General features: G+C 64.8%; 17 protein-coding genes. 7 read left to right on the forward strand and 10 right to left on the reverse strand.

Annotated elements, in window-relative coordinates:
- The first annotated feature begins 77 nt into the window (after nucleotides 1–77).
- Complete coding sequence (gene msuE, locus ACYG9R_RS21015) at nucleotides 78–638, forward strand: FMN reductase (RefSeq protein WP_023725454.1); 561 nt, start codon at nucleotides 78–80, stop codon at nucleotides 636–638.
- Nucleotides 639–939: 301 nt separating this feature from the next.
- On the opposite strand, the gene ACYG9R_RS21020 is transcribed toward msuE, so the two are convergent.
- The 9 genes from ACYG9R_RS21020 to pcaQ all read right to left on the reverse strand — a co-directional run bounded on the left by ACYG9R_RS21020 (nucleotide 940) and on the right by pcaQ (nucleotide 10,488).
- Entirely contained in the window at nucleotides 940–1,971 is a 1,032-nt protein-coding gene (locus ACYG9R_RS21020; protein WP_023824830.1) for a hydroxyacid dehydrogenase, read from the reverse strand.
- Nucleotides 1,972–2,224: 253 nt separating this feature from the next.
- Nucleotides 2,225–3,670, reverse strand: a complete 1,446-nt coding sequence (locus ACYG9R_RS21025; RefSeq protein WP_023824831.1) for an aldehyde dehydrogenase — start codon at nucleotides 3,668–3,670, stop codon at nucleotides 2,225–2,227.
- 94 nt (nucleotides 3,671–3,764) lie between these two features.
- Nucleotides 3,765–4,550 (reverse strand): coniferyl-alcohol dehydrogenase, encoded by a 786-nt coding sequence (locus ACYG9R_RS21030; protein ID WP_023824832.1) that lies wholly within the window; start codon nucleotides 4,548–4,550, stop codon nucleotides 3,765–3,767.
- A gap of 2 nt (nucleotides 4,551–4,552) precedes the next feature.
- Complete coding sequence (locus ACYG9R_RS21035) at nucleotides 4,553–5,617, reverse strand: branched-chain amino acid ABC transporter permease (protein WP_023824833.1); 1,065 nt, start codon at nucleotides 5,615–5,617, stop codon at nucleotides 4,553–4,555.
- On the reverse strand, nucleotides 5,614–6,510 hold the full coding sequence (locus ACYG9R_RS21040; RefSeq protein ID WP_023685279.1) for a branched-chain amino acid ABC transporter permease: 897 nt from the start codon (nucleotides 6,508–6,510) through the stop codon (nucleotides 5,614–5,616). The genes ACYG9R_RS21035 and ACYG9R_RS21040 overlap by 4 nt, the downstream gene beginning before the upstream one ends.
- Nucleotides 6,507–7,235 (reverse strand): ABC transporter ATP-binding protein, encoded by a 729-nt coding sequence (locus ACYG9R_RS21045; RefSeq protein ID WP_023736026.1) that lies wholly within the window; start codon nucleotides 7,233–7,235, stop codon nucleotides 6,507–6,509. Before ACYG9R_RS21045 ends, ACYG9R_RS21040 begins: the two co-directional genes overlap by 4 nt.
- Nucleotides 7,232–7,906: an ABC transporter ATP-binding protein gene (locus ACYG9R_RS21050; protein ID WP_352444670.1), complete on the reverse strand. Its 675-nt coding sequence runs from the start codon at nucleotides 7,904–7,906 to the stop codon at nucleotides 7,232–7,234. The genes ACYG9R_RS21045 and ACYG9R_RS21050 overlap by 4 nt, the downstream gene beginning before the upstream one ends.
- 89 nt (nucleotides 7,907–7,995) lie before the next feature.
- Nucleotides 7,996–9,294 carry an ABC transporter substrate-binding protein gene (locus tag ACYG9R_RS21055; RefSeq protein ID WP_023821833.1) on the reverse strand — a complete coding sequence of 433 codons (1,299 nt, stop codon included), beginning with the start codon at nucleotides 9,292–9,294 and terminating at the stop codon, nucleotides 7,996–7,998.
- Between the two features lie 276 nt (nucleotides 9,295–9,570).
- Nucleotides 9,571–10,488, reverse strand: a complete 918-nt coding sequence (pcaQ, locus tag ACYG9R_RS21060; protein WP_023685275.1) for a pca operon transcription factor PcaQ — start codon at nucleotides 10,486–10,488, stop codon at nucleotides 9,571–9,573.
- Nucleotides 10,489–10,580: 92 nt separating this feature from the next.
- On the opposite strand from pcaQ, the gene pcaD reads away from it, so the two are divergent.
- Genes pcaD through pobA form a run of 6 tightly spaced genes read left to right on the forward strand, consistent with a single transcriptional unit; the run spans nucleotide 10,581 to nucleotide 15,399 of the window.
- On the forward strand, nucleotides 10,581–11,390 hold the full coding sequence (gene pcaD / locus ACYG9R_RS21065; RefSeq protein WP_023691336.1) for a 3-oxoadipate enol-lactonase: 810 nt from the start codon (nucleotides 10,581–10,583) through the stop codon (nucleotides 11,388–11,390).
- Entirely contained in the window at nucleotides 11,383–11,796 is a 414-nt protein-coding gene (pcaC, locus tag ACYG9R_RS21070) for a 4-carboxymuconolactone decarboxylase (protein ID WP_023714835.1), read from the forward strand. The genes pcaD and pcaC overlap by 8 nt, the downstream gene beginning before the upstream one ends.
- Nucleotides 11,786–12,541: a protocatechuate 3,4-dioxygenase subunit beta gene (pcaH, locus tag ACYG9R_RS21075; protein WP_023668154.1), complete on the forward strand. Its 756-nt coding sequence runs from the start codon at nucleotides 11,786–11,788 to the stop codon at nucleotides 12,539–12,541. Before pcaC ends, pcaH begins: the two co-directional genes overlap by 11 nt.
- Complete coding sequence (gene pcaG / locus ACYG9R_RS21080) at nucleotides 12,541–13,155, forward strand: protocatechuate 3,4-dioxygenase subunit alpha (RefSeq protein ID WP_023712112.1); 615 nt, start codon at nucleotides 12,541–12,543, stop codon at nucleotides 13,153–13,155. The genes pcaH and pcaG overlap by 1 nt, the downstream gene beginning before the upstream one ends.
- Nucleotides 13,156–13,174: 19 nt before the next feature.
- Nucleotides 13,175–14,227: a 3-carboxy-cis,cis-muconate cycloisomerase gene (locus tag ACYG9R_RS21085; protein ID WP_023685270.1), complete on the forward strand. Its 1,053-nt coding sequence runs from the start codon at nucleotides 13,175–13,177 to the stop codon at nucleotides 14,225–14,227.
- On the forward strand, nucleotides 14,227–15,399 hold the full coding sequence (pobA, locus tag ACYG9R_RS21090) for a 4-hydroxybenzoate 3-monooxygenase (protein ID WP_023685269.1): 1,173 nt from the start codon (nucleotides 14,227–14,229) through the stop codon (nucleotides 15,397–15,399). The genes ACYG9R_RS21085 and pobA overlap by 1 nt, the downstream gene beginning before the upstream one ends.
- A 13-nt stretch (nucleotides 15,400–15,412) precedes the next feature.
- Here the strand turns inward: pobA and pcaF are convergent, their stop codons facing one another.
- The gene (gene pcaF / locus ACYG9R_RS21095) at nucleotides 15,413–16,618 is read right to left on the reverse strand and encodes a 3-oxoadipyl-CoA thiolase (protein WP_023687925.1); all 1,206 of its coding nucleotides are present in this window, start codon (nucleotides 16,616–16,618) and stop codon (nucleotides 15,413–15,415) included.

Here is a 16,618-nt window from a genome sequence, read left to right on the forward strand (position 1 = left end):
CCTATCCTTGCTTCTTGCGGCAGGCGCAAGCCTGTAAATATGCGGTATGAAACCCCGCCGCGAGAGGTGAGAGAAATATGCCCAATCCAACCGTCGTCGGGTTTTCCGGCAATTTCACCAGGCCGTCCAAGACGCGTGGTTTTGTCGACCAGGTTGTCAGGGATATTGCGCGCCAGCATGGCCTGTCGGCGAGCACCTATGACATCGAAGACCTCGGCCCGTCGCTCGGCGCTGCCAAATGGGCGCGCGATCTCGACGGCCAGGCCCGGGCAGTCTTCGACAGCGTCGTCAATGCCGATGTGCTGGTGGTGGGGTCACCGACCTACAAGGGCAGCTACACCGGCCTGTTCAAGCACTTCTTCGATCTGTTCGATCCCGCCGCCTTGCGCGGCAAGCCGGTGGTGCTGCTTGCCACCGGCGGTAACGATCGCCACGCGTTGATCGTCGAGCACCAGTTGCGGCCGTTGTTCGGCTTCTTCGAGGCGCTGACGCTGCCGACAGGGGTCTATGCCACGGACAAGGACTTTTCCGACGGCGTGCTGCGGGCCGAACCCATCCTGAAGCGCGTCGAGCAGGTTGTCGGCGAGGTCGGGCTGGTGCTGGCCAATCGCTCGCCAGCTGGCGTTGCTGCCGGATAGAGCGAGGCGGGCAGGCCGCCTCCGGCTTTGCTCGGGAGTGAATAAAAAGGCCCGCCAGCGACGCGAATCGTGACGAGCCTCCTTGGAGTAGGCCAAGCCTCCCACAACCCGATTGGCTTCAAAATCAATACCCCGCCGGCTAGGCCTGGCGGGGTATCGATAGTAGGGTCTGGATCGAATGGGAGCGATCCGGGCTGAAAAACGCCAATACCAGTCAAAGGTTCCCGGTCATCCTGAGCGGCGATGACAAAGGGGTTTTGGCCAACTGCGAAATCCATCTCAGGCGGATTTCTCGCGACAACTAGTTCCTGTCCGCCGGCTTCGAACGCATCCTTGACACCGTCTCGCGCTCGGCGCGCTTGGAGCGCAGAGGCGGCAGGCCGCGATCGATCAGGTCCATGTCCTCCAGCACCATGTCGCCCATGCGCTTGAAGGCGATGTCAAGCGCACCGGCGCGGTGGGCGGAGCGCAGGAAGCCGGGGATCGTGCGGACCGGATGGTCCTGCGCCAGCGGTTCTTCAGGGAAGACATCGCTGGCGGCGACGATGTGGCCGCTTTCCACCGCCGCCATCAGGGCAGGGAAGTCGACGACTCCGGCGCGGCTGAGCAGGATGAATGCGGCGCCCTTGCGCATGGAGGCAAAAGCATTGGCACCGAGAAAGCCCTGATTCTCTGAGGTCACCGAAGCGACGACGAAGACGAAATCGCTGGTCGACAGCACCTCGTCCAGCGAGGCCGGCTCGACGCCACTGTCGATCAGGATCGATGGCGGCAGCCAGGGATCGAAGACCTTGGTGCGGGTGCGAAAACCCGACAGCAGTCGGTTGAGCGCACGGCCGAGATCGCCGAAGCCGATGATGCCGACATCGGCGCCGGACAGAAGCCGCGCCGTCAAATTGCCGTCGCCGCCCCACAGCTCTTCGCCTTTGCGGAAGGCGAGGTCGGCATCGACGATGTTGCGGGCGAGGTTGAGCGCCATGGCGAGGCCAAGCTCGGCCACCGGCTCGGCGAAGACGAGGCCGGTGGTGACGACATGGATGCCGCGCGCAAACAGCGTCTCATAGGGCATGTTGTTGATGAGGTTGGTCTCGACATTGAAGACGCAACGCAGCGCCTGCATCCGGTCCAAGGTCTCGGGCGAGATCGGCGGCTGGCCGAAAATATAGCGGGCTTCGGCAAGCACGTCGGCGGGCAAGTTCGCCACCCCCTCGGCCGTCGTCTCGACGACGCGGTAATGCGCTTTGAGGCGCGCCAGCTGCGGTGGGGTGAAGATCAGGTCGAGCGTGCGTGGTTCCGGCGCGCTGATGACCAGCGGCAGGGCCTTGTTTGGCATAACGATTCCTCCCCGGCGCGATCCGTATCGCGTATTTTGCTTTGCACTTGTGGTAGTCCCCAAAACCGCTTGCCGCCGTCCGGCGGCATGTGCTTGAGGGGTAAAATACCCACGATTAAACGATTTACAACTCCGGGAGGGGCCGCCGATCGCGTGGCTCGAGCCTTGCCGGGTTTTGATGCGGGAATCCGTTGGCTCGCCAGGCAACGGCCCTGAGGGCTCCTTTCCTTCTCCCCTGTGAGAGAAGGTGGAGTCAAAACGGATAGTGCTGCCCCGGATCCTCGATGGTCAGCCAGCGCAGGTCGGTGAACTCGGCAATCGAGGCCTTGCCGCCGAAGCGGCCGTAGCCTGAACCCTTGACGCCGCCGAACGGCATTTGCGCCTCGTCGCCGACGGTCGGGCCGTTGATGTGGCAGATACCGGCTTCGATGCGCGCGGCAACCGCCATGGCACGGCGGATGTCGCGGCTGAACACGGCTGAAGACAGGCCGTATTCGGTATCGTTGGCGACACATACCGCTTCGTCCTCGCCCTTGACGCGGATCACAGGCTTGACCGGGCCGAAGGATTCTTCCGAATAGACGCGCATCGCTGGCGTCACGTGGTCGAGCAATGTCGCCTCGACCACGGTTCCGGTGCGCTTGCCGCCGGCCACAAGCCTGGCGCCCTTGGCGACGGCGTCGGCAACCAGTTCTTCCATCTTGTCGGCGGCTTGGTCGCTGATCAGCGAACCGAGCACGACATGGCCGCGCGGGTCACCGGCAGGCAGCTGCGCCGCGCGGGCGGCGAGCTTGGCGACGAACTCGTCGGCGACCTTTTCATCAACGACCAGACGCTCGGTCGACATGCAGATCTGGCCCTGATGCATGTAGGCGCCGAAGGTCGCCGCATTGACCGCGGCGTCGATGTCGGCATCGTCCAGCACGACCAGCGGCGCCTTGCCGCCAAGTTCGAGCAGCGCTGGCTTCAAGTGACGGCCGGCGAGTTCGGCAATGATCCTGCCGACCTTCGTCGAGCCGGTGAAGTTGACGCGTCTGACTGCTGGGTGCGCGACCAGTGTTTCGACGATTGCCGCTGCGTCCTTGGGGTCATTGGTGACGACATTGATGACGCCCTTGGGCAGGCCGGCCTCGACCAGCACCTGGCCGATCAGCCGGTGCGTGCCTGGGCACATTTCCGAAGCTTTCAGCACAACCGTGTTGCCGCAGGCGATCGGCATGGCGATGGCACGGGTTCCGAGGATGACCGGTGCATTCCACGGCGCGATGCCGAGGCAGACGCCGGCCGGCTGGCGGATCGCCATGGCCAGCGTGCCGGGCTTGTCGGAGGGAATGACCTCGCCCGAAATCTGCGTCGTCATGGCGGCTGCCTCGCGCAGCATTTTGGCGGCGAGCATGACGTTGAAGCCGGCCCAGGGGCCGGTCGCGCCGGTTTCTTCCATCATCAATTTGGTGAATTCGCCGACCTTGGAGTCCATGACATCGGCCGCCTTGGACAGCAAAGCGCGGCGCTCGCCCGGGCCGGTCTTCGACCACGTCTTGAAAGCGGCAGCAGCGGCTTCGACAGCGGCATTGGCGTCGGCGATGCTGGCTGCGGCAGCGCGGGTCGCCAGCTTGCCGGTGAACGGGTCCATGCGCTCGTAAGAGGCTGAGCCGGAGGCATCCCTTTTGTCGCCGTCGATCAGAAGTCCGATGTCCATTGTTCTCTCCCTCGCTCGCCGTGGAGCGTCTTTTCTATCTATTATCGACCACGATCTGATCCGAACACCGGCTCCCACTTTTCGGGATCATGGTCTAGAAGCCGAGTACCTCGGCATTGATCGATGCTTCAAGCCCACCGTCAACCGGCACATTGACGCCGTTGACCCAGCGTGCGCCGTCCGAGCACAGGAACAGCACGACAGGCGCGATGTCGCCCGAGGTTCCGGCGCGCCCGACCCTGGCGATGTCGCTGTCCACGCGGGCGTCACCCAGCACATTGCGGAACTGTTTGAGGATCGGCGTCTCGACCGGGCCGGGGCTCACTGCATTGACGCGGATGCCGCGGCTCCTGAACAGATCCTGATGTGCGGCGCGCTGCGTCCACAACAGCAGCAGCTCCTTGGAAACGGGATAGCCTTCCTCGTTCTTCACCTGATGGTCGGCGATCATCTTCGCCACATCGGGAAAGCCTTCGATGCCGACCATCGATGCCGCGCGGTTGAGATTGGCGCGCCAGCCATAGCCGGCGATCGAGGCGACGTTGACCACGGCGCCGCCTTCACGAAGTCTTGGTGCGAGGCCTTCCGAGAGCGCGCGCAGGCCGTAGAAGTTGACGGCCAGTGTCGACACCGCACCGGTGTTGCCGGGGAGGCCGGCGACATTGCAGAGCGCATCGATGCGCTGCGGCAGGCGCCCGAGGAGATCGTCGACGCCGGCCTTGAACGAGATGTCGGCCTTGACGAAGAAGCCGACCGGTGCGGCAGGTTCACGCACGTCGACGCCGATCACGTCAGCGCCCAGTTGGCCGGCAAGTTCGGCCGTGCGAGCGCCGATACCAGAGGCGACACCGGTGATGAGGATGGTCTTGCCGAACAGCATGGTCACGCCTTTTCTGGATGCGTTGCGGCCTGTTGCGGCGAGGGCGCCGCGTCGCCATCTGCGGCGTTTGGCGGGAGCCTGACGCGATAGCCGACCGGCAGCAGGCGCAGGCCAAAGCGCTCCTCCAGCGTTCCCCACAGGCCGCGCGGCAGGAAGAGCGAGAACAGCACCGCCGTGGCGCCGAGGCCGATCAGATACCAGACGCCGGTGCCGCCGAACCAGGTCTCGATGAGGAAGAACAGCAGCGCACCCAGAATGGCGCCCTCGAAGGTGCCGATGCCGCCGACCAGCACCATGAAGATCATGTAGGCGGTCCACTGGACGTTGAAGTAGGTTTTCGGCTGGAAGGTGATCGACGTGGCCAACCACAGCGCGCCGGCCATGCCGATGCCGAAGGCGGCGAGCACGAAGAGCAGCCGCTTGGTTCCGGTGACGCGCACGCCGACCGATGCCGCGGCCTCCTCATTGTCCCTGATGGCGCGGATGGCCGCACCCGTGCTGCCACGCAGCAGGCTAAACAGGGTGGCGAGCAGCGCCGTCATCGCGGCCAACGCCAGCCAGTAGATCGTTGCCCGCCTGGAGCCGGCGTCATAGCCGTTGAGCGAGATCAGCGACGTCCCGGTCTCGCCTTGCACCAGCCGGTCGAAATTGACCAGGAGATGGGTGAGCGCCGCGATCACCCACATGCCGATGGCGAACTCGCCGTTCTTCAGCTTCAGCATGAATAGCGACATTGGCCAGGAGATCGCGCCGACAATGATCGCCGAGACAAACAGAGAAGCGAACGGGTTGAGGCCGGCATCGGCCAGGCGGATGGTGAAATAGGCGCCGAGGCCGAAGAACACTTGCTGTCCCACCGAAACCAGCCCGCCGAAGCCGGCCAGCGCGTTCCACATCGCCGCCAGGATCACATAGATGAACAAGGCGGTCATGCGGTCGACGGCGCCGGCCGACAGGAAGTGCGGCGCGATGCCAAGCAGCGCGATGATGACGACGACCGCAATCGCCGAGATGCGCGAGGCGGAGGTGCCGCGCTCGATGACGGGGTCGTTTAAAACCGCGCTCATGATGCTTTCCTCGCGGGCAGGCGCAGCAGGCCGCGCAGGCCGAGGCCGGAGGTGGAGAGCCGGATGAACAGCACGATCAGGAAGGCGACATGGCCGCCGATCAGAAAACCTTGCGGATGGATCTGCGCGCCGAGCGTCTGGGCGAGCGCCAGAACGATGCCGCCGACCAGCGTGCCCCATAGCGAACCGGCGCCGCCGATCACCGCCGCCTCGAAAGCGAACAGCAATTGAGGTGCGCCGGTATAGGGATCGAAGGTGGCGCGCATGGCGAGGAAGGCGCCGGCCAGCCCAACGGTGACCATGGCGATGGCGGCGGCGAGGGCATTGGCGCGGCGCGCATCGACGCCGACGAGACCGGCCGTGTCGGGATCTTCCGACGTGGCGCGGATCGAGCGGCCAAGCCTGGTGCGGGTGAGGAACAGCTGCAGTCCGCCAAGCAATATGACGGCGGCGGCGAACATGATCACGGCAAGCTTGCCGACATAGATGCTGCCCGGCCATTCCCAGGAATCGTAGGAGAGGCTGCCGATATAGGGCGCCAGCGAACGTGTGTCGGCGCCGAACTGCTCGAACAGCGCATTGTCGATGACGATGGCGAGGCCGAACGTGGTCAGGATCGGCAGGAGCGCGCCGCCGCGGGCGCTGCGCTCGAGCAGGAAGCGCTGCAGCGCCCAGCCGATGGCCGCCATCAGCGGCAGCACGATGAGCAGGCCGACGAAGGGCGAGATATGGAATTGCGAGGCGAGCCACCACAGCGCATAGGCGGAAAACACGGCCAGGCTTCCATGTGCGAGGTTGATGATGCGCATCACCGAAAACATGAAGGAGAGGCCGCAGGCGATCAGCGCGTAGTAGCCGCCGAGCAGGATGCCCTGGACGATCTGGTTGCTCATGCCGGCACACTCCCGGCGCTTTTTCTGTGCAGACCGAAATAGGCTTTCGTCACTTCATCGCGGGACATGCCCTTGCTCGGGCCTTCCAGCGCGACGCGTCCTTCGAGCATGCAGATGACCTTGTCCGAGACCGAGAGCGCGCGATTGAGGTCCTGTTCGACCAGGATGATCGTCGTGCCGGAGCTGATCAGGCCTTGCAGCGAAGCGTATACGCGATCGACCACCAGCGGCGACAGGCCGAGCGAGACCTCGTCGAGCAGCAGCAGTTCGGGATTGCTCATCAAAGCGCGGCCGATGGCGGTGGCCTGCTGCTCGCCACCGGAGAGATGCCCGGTCTTGGCATGGCGGCGCGGCTTCAGATTGGGGAACGTGTCGAGCACTCGTTCCACGCTCCAGTCGCCGGGACGGCCGGCGGTCTTGCCAAGCAGGAGGTTCTCCTCGACCGTCATCTGCACGAACAGTTTTCGCCCTTCCGGCACCAGCGCGACGCCCATGCCGACGCGCTTGTGCGAGGGAACGCCGGTGATATCGGCACGATTCAGCAGCACGCGGCCGGCCGTCGGCTGGTGCGCGCCGGCGATCGCCCGCAGCAGGGTCGTCTTGCCGGCGCCGTTGGCGCCGACCAGCGCCAGCGTTTCGCCGCGCTCGATCGAGAAGTTCACGCCGCGCACCGCCTGCAACAGGCCGTGGCGGACGACCAGATTCTCGATTGCGAGCAGGCTCATTTCGGGCCTCCGCCGAGATAGGCCCGCACGACTTCGGGGTCGGCCATCACCGCTTGCGGCTCGCCGTCGGCGATGATCTTGCCGGCGTCCATGCAGATCAGCCGCTCGGCCACCTGCAGCAGGATGTGGACGATGTGCTCGATCCAGACGATGCCGATCTTGCGCCGACGCAATTCCTTGATGGTATCGACAAGTTCGCTCGCCTCGCCATCGGTCAGGCCGCCGCCGATCTCGTCGAGCAGAAGCAGCGTCGGCCTTGCCGCGAGCGCGCGGGCAAGTTCTAGCCGCTTGCGGTCGAGCAGGCCGAGCGTTTCGGCGCGCCGGTTGGCCACGCCCAGCATGCCGCACAGTTTCAGCGACGCCAACGCCTCTTCATAGGCCTCGTCGCGGGCGAGACCGGCGCCATGCGATGCCGCAACAAAAACGTTCTCGAACGTGGTCATGCCGCCGAACGGTTTCGGCACCTGGTGCGTGCGCACCAGGCCGAGCCGGCAGCGCTGCGTTGCCGGCAGCGCCGTCACATCGCCGCCCTTGAAGACGACCGTGCCGGCGCTCGGCGGGAAGGCGCCTGACAAGATGCTGAGCAGCGTCGTCTTGCCGGCGCCGTTCGGGCCGACGATGCCGACAGCCTCATCGGCATTCATGGCGAAGTCGATATCGTCGAGCACCACCAGCGCGCCGAAGCGTTTCTGGATGCCGGCAGCGCGGAGGATCGCGGCGTTTGCTGAACCGTTCACGATGCGATCCCCGTAGCCGTCCGTCAGCCGTTATACGGCTGGAGCTTGGCCTCGACCGGAACCTTCGGGTCGGTGGCGTTCTCGGTCACGACGTAGTCGAGCGGGAATTTGCCGCCTTCCTTGGCCGCCACCCATTGGGTGCCGATGATCGGGCCGGGAGAGACATTGGCGACCGGGCCGCTGGTGAAGTCGACCTTGCCGATCATGGTCTCGGTGTTGAGCGTGCTCAGCGCCTTGGCGACGGCCGCCTTGTCCTTGGCGTCGGTGCTTGCCTTCAGCGCCTCGAAGCCGGCGTCGAGCAGCGACATCGAGGCGCCGAGCTGCTGCGTCCATTGCTTGCCGCTGGCGGCCTCATAACCGTCGGCCAGTTCGGTCCCCGAAACGCCGGTCAGCGGCGACTTGTAGGGGAAGGCCTTGTGCCAGTACGCGGCGCTCGAAATCTTGTTGCCGAGATCGCCGAGCGCCTCGATGTCGGACGGGAACAGCCCGGTCTTGGCGACCTGGCAGATCTTGATCTGCTTGATCAGGCCTTGCTGCGCGGCCTGGCGCCAGAAGGCGGCGAAGTCCGGCGGGATCGGGAAGGAGTTGAAGATCTCGACGCCTTCCTGTTTGAACAGTGCGATCTGCGAGGAATAGTCGGTGGTGCCGGTCTCGTAGGCGCCGGGATCGACGATGGTGAAACCCTGCTTTGCCAGCAACGGCGCCAGATGGGTGCGGATGGCATTGCCGTCGGCGTCGTTGGGATACATGACGCCGACCTTCTTGTTGGTCTCGATCAGGCTCCATTGCGAGATGTAGGTCCGGAAGAACTCGTCGACGCCGAAGCCGAAATGATAGGTCCATTTGAACGGCGAGGGTTCGCCGGGCTTGGCGCCGCGGCCGAAATACCAGGCCTCCCACGGCATGACGGTGGAGAGGCAAGGCACGCCGGCGGCTTCGCAGGCGTCGGCGACCGGGTTGATCACCTCCGGCGTCGACACCGCCAGCATCAGGTCGACGGCCTGGTTGTTGATGAGGTCCTTGGCGAGCTGGCCGGCGCGCGACGGGTCGGATTGCGTGTCCTGGTCGATGATCTCGACACTGTATTTCTTGCCGCCGATGTCGAGGCCGTTGGCGAGCGCCTTGCGGGCGAGATCGAGCACATAGCCGTCGGTCTGGCCGAAGCCGGCGAGCGGCCCGGTGCGCGGGCTGACAAAGCCGACCTTCAGCGTGTCGGCGGCCTGCGCGAATGCCTGGCCGCGGCTGAGCGCAAGTGCCGCGCCGCCGGCGAGCGATGTGGCGATGAACTGGCGCCGCGAGACGCCGGATTTGCTTGAGGTCATGCTGGTATTCCTCCCTTTCCTGACGGCACCTGGAGGTCACCGCCGGCCTGCTCAAAATCGATGCCGCCCGTTCTTAAGATCGGAGATCGCCCCGGCAGGCCTTGAGGCGGCAGCGGAACGCCGCCAATGCCGATAACGGCACGATTTCGATCCTCCCATCGTCACAGTGCCCTAGGTGTTTGGTTTGGTAAAATGATATTTTGCGGTGTTTCGTTAACCAACAGGTTATGGAAATACGGCTGAAGGCCCGCTCTGCGCCAGATTGGCGAAAGGTGCTCAGGCGTTCTGGCTGGCCGCCTCGCGAATGGTCTGCAGCAGGATGGTGAAGGCCGGCGAAGGCGCAGTGTCGGTCCGCATCGTCAGGCCGACCGGCCCTTTGGTTTCCTCGGTGTTGACGGGCAAGGCGACGAAGGCGCCGCTGGAGAGTTCGTTGGCGACGACGCCTGTCGATATGATCCAGACCGCATTGCTTTGGCGCAGGAAGGCACGGCCGAAGGAATCCGAGACGGTCTCGATCTCGGTCGCAGGCGCCGTCATGCCGTTGGTGATGAACAGGCGGTCGACGAACGGGCGGATGACCGACTCCCGCGTCGGCATCAGCACCGGGAATTCATCGAGCCGGGCGAAGATGTCCTGGCCCGGCTGCAGCAGCGGATGGCCGGCCCTCACCACGAACAGCACCGGTTCGGAATAGAGATGCTCGAAGAAGAAGCCGGTCATGTTTTCCGGCGCCGCAAGCCGGCCGACGACTAGATCGAGCGCACCGACGCGCAACTGTTCCAGCAGGACCGCGTTCTCGCCGGTGACGATCTTGATCGCAGCACCGGTATTTTCACTCAGGAACAGGCTTATGGCGCGTGGCATCACCTTGGCCGACACTGTCGGGAGCGCGCCGATGCGGATCGGATGCCGGTTGATGGCGCCGTCCTGGCGGACGGAATCGACGCCGCGCTTCAGTGCCGTGATCGCCGTGCCGGCATGGCCGAGAAAGATTTCGCCAAGCCGCGTCACCCTGATGCCGCGGCCGTCGCGTTCGACGACAGCGATGCCAAGCGCCTCCTCCAATTCGCGCAACGTCTTGGTCACGGCCGGTGGGCTGACATGGAGAAAGTCGGCCGCCCTCGCCACGCTGCCTTGCCGCGCTACCTCAAGGAATGCCTGCAGGTGACGGAACCTTATGCGGCTTTCGGACATGTTCTCATAACCTAGCAGTTAACGAAACGGCGTAAAATATCATTTTACCAAACCAAATGCCTTGTGCAATGTGAACACGGAGGATCCAAATCGTGCCATTCGTCAACATTGGCGGCATCACGCTGCACCATCGCCACATCAAGGCGAAGGGAAATGCGCGGCCGATCGTGTTCATCAATTCGCTGGGCACCGACTTCCGCATCTGGGACGAGGTGTTGTCCGAACTGGGTGGTGAAATGCCTGCGTTGGTCTACGACAAGCGCGGCCATGGCCTGTCCGACATTGGTGGCGTCAGCTCGATCGACGAGCATGTCGATGATCTGTCGGGCCTGATCGATCATTTCGAACTGAACAATGCGGTGCTGTGCGGCCTGTCGGTGGGCGGCCTGATTGCGCAAGGGTTTTATGCCCGGCGCCCCGAAATCGTCGACGGCCTCATCCTGTGCGACACCGCCCACAAGATCGGCACTGCCGACAGCTGGAACACCCGCATCGAAACGGTCGAAAGCAAAGGCATCCAGGCCATCGCCGATGCCGTGCTCAAAATGTGGTTTACGCCTGCCTTCCACGCGGACCGTGTCGCCGAGCTCGACGGCTACTGGAACATGATGACCCGGCAAGCCGTCGCCGGCTATATCGGCACCTGCGCCGCGGTGCGCGATGCCGATTTCACCGAGGCCGCGCAGGGGATCGCGGTACCCACGCTTTGCGTCGTTGGCGACCAGGACGGCTCGACGCCGCCGGATCTCGTCCGCTGGCTGGCCGATCTGATCCCAGGCGCACATTTCGAAATCATTCGTGACGCCGCGCACATCCCTTGCGTCGAACAGCCCAAGGCGCTGACCACCCTGATCCGCGATTTCGTCGCGGCGCTTCCCCTGAGAAAGCAGACCCATGGATGAACTGCCCAAAAACGAAACCAGATACCAGACCGGGCTGACCGTCAGGCGCTCGGTGCTCGGCGACCCGCATGTTGATCGCAGCGAGGATGCCGTCACCGATTTCGACCGGCCGTTCCAGGAGCTGATCACCGAGGCAGCCTGGGGCACTGTGTGGACGCGTCCGGGCTTCAGCAGGCGCGAACGCTCGATCGTGACGCTGGCACTGCTGGCCGCCCTTGGCCATGATGAAGAGGTCGCCATGCATGTGCGCGCCACCGCCAACACCGGTGCGTCGCGCGACGATATCTGCGAAGCGTTCCTGCATGTCGCGATCTATGCCGGCGTGCCGGCGGCCAACCGCGCCTTCAGGATCGCCAAGGAGGTGTTTTCGGAAATGGACGGAAGCAGGGCTGGCCATGCCAGCTGATGCCGGCTCGAACCGCAGGCCCGAGACCGGCGCCTTCTTCCAGCGCGACCGCGGCTGGCACCCGCCGGCGCTGACGCCCGACTACAAGACTTCGGTGCTGCGCTCGCCGCAGAAGGCGCTGCTGGCCTTCGACAACACGGCGTCGGAGATCACCGGTCCGGTGTTCGGCCACGCCGTGCTGGGCGAACTCGACAATGACCTGATCCACAATTTTGCAAAGTCCGGCGAGAGCGCCATCGGCGAGCGTATCATCGTCTATGGCCGCGTGCTCGACGAGCGCGGCCAGGGCGTCTCCGGCGCGCTGCTCGAATTCTGGCAGGCCAATGCGGGCGGCCGCTACCGCCACAAGAAGGACGGCTATCTCGCGCCGCTCGATCCGAATTTCGGCGGCTGCGGCCGCACCATCACCGATGCCGATGGCGGTTATGCCTTTCGCACGGTGAAGCCAGGTCCCTATCCCTGGCCGAACGGGCCCAATGACTGGCGGCCGTCGCACATCCATTTCTCGGTGTTCGGCCACGGCTTCGCACAGCGGCTGATCACCCAGATGTATTTCGAGGGCGACCCGCTGATCTGGCGGTGCCCGATCGTGCGCGGTATCCGCGACAGGGCGGCGATCGAGACGCTGGTAGCGGCGCTCGACATGCAGGCGACGATCCCGTTCGACGCGCGCGCCTACAAGTTCGACATCGTGTTGCGCGGACGCCGCGCCTCGCTGTTCGAAAACCGTCCGGAGGGCAATTGATGGCGCAATCGCTGACCCGGCTGAAGGAGAGCCCGTCGCAGACCGCCGGGCCCTACGTGCATATCGGGCTGACGCCGAATTTCGGCGGTATCGGCGGCGTCTACCCGACAGACCTGGGCGCCACGATGCTCAACGACAACGCCAAGGGCGACCGCATCGGTTTGCGCATTCGCGTGCTCGACGGCACCGGCACGCCGCTCAGGGATGCGTTGATCGAGATCTGGCAAGCGGATGCCAATGGCTTCTACAATTCGCCGGCCGAATTGCGCGGCGATGCCGATCCGGATTTTCAGGGCTGGGGCCGTCAGCCGACCGACATGGAAACCGGCCTGTGCAGTTTTCAGACGATCAAGCCGGGACGCGTGCCGTATGGCGACGGCCGGCTGATGGCGCCGCATATCAGCCTGTGGATCGTCGCCCGCGGCATCAATATCGGCCTCCACACGCGGCTCTATTTCTCCGACGAGGCCAAGGCCAATGCCGAGGATCCGATCCTGGCCCGCATCGAGCACAAGGTGCGCGTGCCGACGCTGATCGCCGAGCGGCAAGGCGACAACTATATTTTCGACGTCCATCTCCAAGGGGAGAAGGAAACGGTCTTCTTCGACAGCTGACGGTCAGGAAACCAATGACATGACCGTATCGCCCTTCGACCATCCGCTGCTCTCCGGCCTGCTCGGCGACGAGGAGGCGGCTCGGCATTTTTCGGTGGATGCGGAAATCGCCGCCATGCTCGATTTCGAGCGCGCGCTGGCGCAAGCGGAAGCCGAAAGCGGGACTATCGGCACGGATGCCGCCGCGGCGATTGTACCTGTCCTGTTGTCATACAAGCCGGACACCGCGCGGCTGCGGGCCGGTGTGGCGAAGGATGGCGTGATCGTGCCCGAACTGGTGCGCCAGTTGAAGGCAGCGGTCGGGGCGCCGCACGACGCCGGCGTGCATTTCGGCGCAACCAGCCAGGACGTCATCGACACTGGCCTGGTGCTTCGGCTGCGCCGGCTCATTGAACATCTCGACCTGCTGCTGACTGAAAACATTCTGCGGCTGGTGGGGCTGGAAGAACGTTTTGGCAGCCGTGCATTGACAGCGATGACGCGCATGCAGCCGGCGATCCCAATTCAGGCGTCGGACCGCGTGGCGGTGTGGCGCACGCCGCTGCAACGGCATCAGCAGAGACTGTCGGAGCAATCCAAGCGTCTGCTCGTGGTGCAGTTTGGCGGCGCCGCCGGCACGCTGGAGAAGCTGGGCGACAAAGGACCTGCCGTGCGCGCGGCCCTTGCCGCAAAGCTCGGCCTTGGCGACGCGCCGCAATGGCACAGCCAGCGGGATGCGCTGGCCGAATTCGCCGGGCTGCTATCGCTCATCACCGGCAGCCTCGGCAAGTTCGGCCAGGACATTGCGCTGATGGCTCAAGATAGAACCGACATCAAGCTGTCCGGCGGCGGCGGCTCGTCGGCCATGCCGCACAAGCAGAACCCGGTGAAGGCGGAAGTGCTGGTGACGCTGGCGCGCTTCAACGCCACCCAGCTTTCCGGCATGCATCAGGCGCTGGTGCATGAGCAGGAGCGCTCCGGTGCTGCCTGGACGCTGGAATGGCTGCTCTTGCCGCAGATGGCGGTTGCGACCGCGGCTGCGCTACGGCTCGCCGCCGAACTCGCCGGACAGATCGAAAGCCTGGGACACTGATGCGCACCCGGATTGTCATTGTCGGCTCCGGACCGTCCGGGCTGCTGCTTGGCCAGCTTCTCGGCACCATTGGCGTCGAGACGGTGATCCTCGAACGTTCGAGCCGGGAGCATGTGCTTGGCCGGGTGCGGGCAGGGGTGCTCGAACAAGGCACCGTCGAGTTGCTCGAAGAGGCGGGCGCAGCTGCAAGGCTGCATGCCGAGGGCCTGCTGCATGCCGGCATCTCGCTTGCCTTCGGCGGCGGCCTGCACCGGCTCGACCTCACGGCACTGACTGGGGGAAAGCATGTCACCGTCTATGGCCAGACCGAAGTGACGCACGATCTGATGGACAAGCGCGAGGCGGCCGGGCTGACCACCGTCTATGAGGCGGCCAACGTCGCGCTGCATGGTTTCGATGGCGAAGCGCCTTACGTCACCTATAGCAAGGACGGCGTCGGCCATCGCATCGACTGCGACTTCATCGCCGGCTGCGATGGCTATCACGGCGTCAGCCGCAAATCGGTGCCTGAGCGGGCGCTGAAAACCTTCGAGCGGACCTATCCCTTCGGCTGGCTCGGCGTGCTGGCCGAAGTGCCGCCGGCCGATCACGAACTGGTCTACGCCAACCATGAGCGGGGCTTTGCGCTGTGCTCGATGCGCTCGACACATCGCAGCCGCTACTATGTGCAGGTTCCGGTTGATGAGAGCGTCGAGGCCTGGAGCGACGACCGCTTCTGGGATGAGTTGCGCCGTCGCCTGCCCGAGCAGACTGCCGCCGCCGTTGTTACCGGGCCGTCCTTCGAAAAGTCGATCGCGCCGCTGCGCTCCTTCGTTGCCGAGCCGATGCGCTTCGGCCGGCTGTTCCTGGTCGGCGACGCCGCCCATATCGTGCCCCCGACCGGCGCCAAAGGGCTCAACCTCGCTGCCAGCGACGTGCGCTATCTCTTTGCCGGACTTCGCGAATTCTATCTGGACAAATCGCAGGCCGGGCTTGACGCCTATTCAGCCAAAGCGCTGGCTCGGGTGTGGAAGGCGGTGCGCTTCTCCTGGTGGATGACGACGATGCTGCACCGCTTTCCCGATACGGGCGAGTTCGGCCAGCGCATCCAGGAAGCCGAGCTCGACTATCTCGTGCATTCGCAGGCGGCGTCGACCGCGCTGGCGGAGAACTATGTCGGTTTGCCCTATTAAGGGCAGTGCGATCTCAAACCCGTTCGAGCGCCACTGCGATGCCCTGGCCGACGCCGATGCACATGGTGGCGAGCGCATAGCGGGCGCCGCGCTCGCGAAGCTCCAGCGCAGCCGTGCCTGCAATGCGCGCGCCCGACATGCCCAAGGGATGACCAAGCGCGATGGCGCCGCCATTGGGGTTGACGTGCTCCGCATCCTCGGCGATGCCGAGTTGGCGGAGCACGGCGATGCCTTGGGAGGCGAAGGCTTCGTTGAGTTCGATGACATCGAATTGGTGCGGTGTCAGGCCGAGGCGAGCGCAGAGCTTTTGTGTCGCCGGAGCAGGGCCGATGCCCATGATGCGCGGCGCCACGCCGGCGGCAGCGCCGCCGAGGATGCGGGCGATCGGCGTCAGGCCGTGTTTTTTCACAGCCGCTTCGGAGGCGATGATCAGCGCCGCCGCGCCATCGTTGACGCCCGATGCGTTGCCGGCGGTGACCGTGCCGTCTTGCCGGAACGGCGTCGGCAATTTGGCCAGCGACTCGACCGTGGTGCCGGCGCGGGGATGCTCATCCTTCGATACGATAGTCGCATCGCCCTTTTTCTGCGGGACCGTCACCGGGGTAATCTCCTTCGCCAGCCGGCCATTGGCCTGTGCCGCGACGGCCTTGTCCTGGCTGCGCACGGCAAAGGCGTCCTGGTCGGCGCGCGACACTGAAAAATCCTCGGCGACGTTCTCGCCGGTCTCCGGCATGGAATCGACGCCATATTGTTTCTTCATCAGCGGGTTGATGAAACGCCAGCCGATGGTGGTGTCATGGATCTCGGCATGGCGTGAAAAGGCGGTCTCGGCCTTGGGCATGACGAAGGGCGCGCGGCTCATCGATTCGACGCCGCCGGCGATCATCAACTCGGCTTCGCCCGCCTTGATGGCGCGGGCGGCAATGGTGAGCGCGTCCATGCCGGACCCGCAGAGGCGATTGACGGTCGAGCCTGAAATTTCCTTCGGCAGTCCGGCCAGGAGCAGCGACATGCGGGCTACATTGCGGTTGTCCTCGCCGGCCTGATTGGCGCAGCCATAGACGACGTCGTCGACAGCCTGCCAGTCGATGCCGGCATTGCGCTCGACCAGCGCCTTCAGCGGGATGGCGCCAAGATCGTCGGCCCGCACCGACGACAGCGAGCCGCCGAAACGGCCGATCGGGGTGCGGATGTAATCGCAGATGAATGCCTCGGTCAT

Source organism: Mesorhizobium sp. RSR565B (assembly GCF_054719465.1).

Bases quoted from the DNA above. Each gene is read 5' to 3' on its own strand.
- ACYG9R_RS21040 (WP_023685279.1), bottom strand. From the start codon at position 6,510: ATGAGCAACCAGATCGTCCAGGGCATCCTGCTCGGCGGCTACTACGCG.
- pcaC (WP_023714835.1), top strand. From the start codon at position 11,383: ATGGATGAACTGCCCAAAAACGAAACCAGATACCAGACCGGGCTGACC.
- pobA (WP_023685269.1), top strand. From the start codon at position 14,227: ATGCGCACCCGGATTGTCATTGTCGGCTCCGGACCGTCCGGGCTGCTG.
- ACYG9R_RS21030 (WP_023824832.1), bottom strand. From the start codon at position 4,550: ATGCTGTTCGGCAAGACCATCCTCATCACCGGTGTCGCCTCTGGTATC.
- msuE (WP_023725454.1), top strand. From the start codon at position 78: ATGCCCAATCCAACCGTCGTCGGGTTTTCCGGCAATTTCACCAGGCCG.
- ACYG9R_RS21020 (WP_023824830.1), bottom strand. From the start codon at position 1,971: ATGCCAAACAAGGCCCTGCCGCTGGTCATCAGCGCGCCGGAACCACGC.
- pcaF (WP_023687925.1), bottom strand. From the start codon at position 16,618: ATGACCGAGGCATTCATCTGCGATTACATCCGCACCCCGATCGGCCGT.
- ACYG9R_RS21035 (WP_023824833.1), bottom strand. From the start codon at position 5,617: ATGAGCGCGGTTTTAAACGACCCCGTCATCGAGCGCGGCACCTCCGCC.
- pcaH (WP_023668154.1), top strand. From the start codon at position 11,786: ATGCCAGCTGATGCCGGCTCGAACCGCAGGCCCGAGACCGGCGCCTTC.
- ACYG9R_RS21045 (WP_023736026.1), bottom strand. From the start codon at position 7,235: ATGAGCCTGCTCGCAATCGAGAATCTGGTCGTCCGCCACGGCCTGTTG.
- pcaQ (WP_023685275.1), bottom strand. From the start codon at position 10,488: ATGTCCGAAAGCCGCATAAGGTTCCGTCACCTGCAGGCATTCCTTGAG.
- ACYG9R_RS21085 (WP_023685270.1), top strand. From the start codon at position 13,175: ATGACCGTATCGCCCTTCGACCATCCGCTGCTCTCCGGCCTGCTCGGC.
- ACYG9R_RS21025 (WP_023824831.1), bottom strand. From the start codon at position 3,670: ATGGACATCGGACTTCTGATCGACGGCGACAAAAGGGATGCCTCCGGC.
- pcaG (WP_023712112.1), top strand. From the start codon at position 12,541: ATGGCGCAATCGCTGACCCGGCTGAAGGAGAGCCCGTCGCAGACCGCC.
- ACYG9R_RS21055 (WP_023821833.1), bottom strand. From the start codon at position 9,294: ATGACCTCAAGCAAATCCGGCGTCTCGCGGCGCCAGTTCATCGCCACA.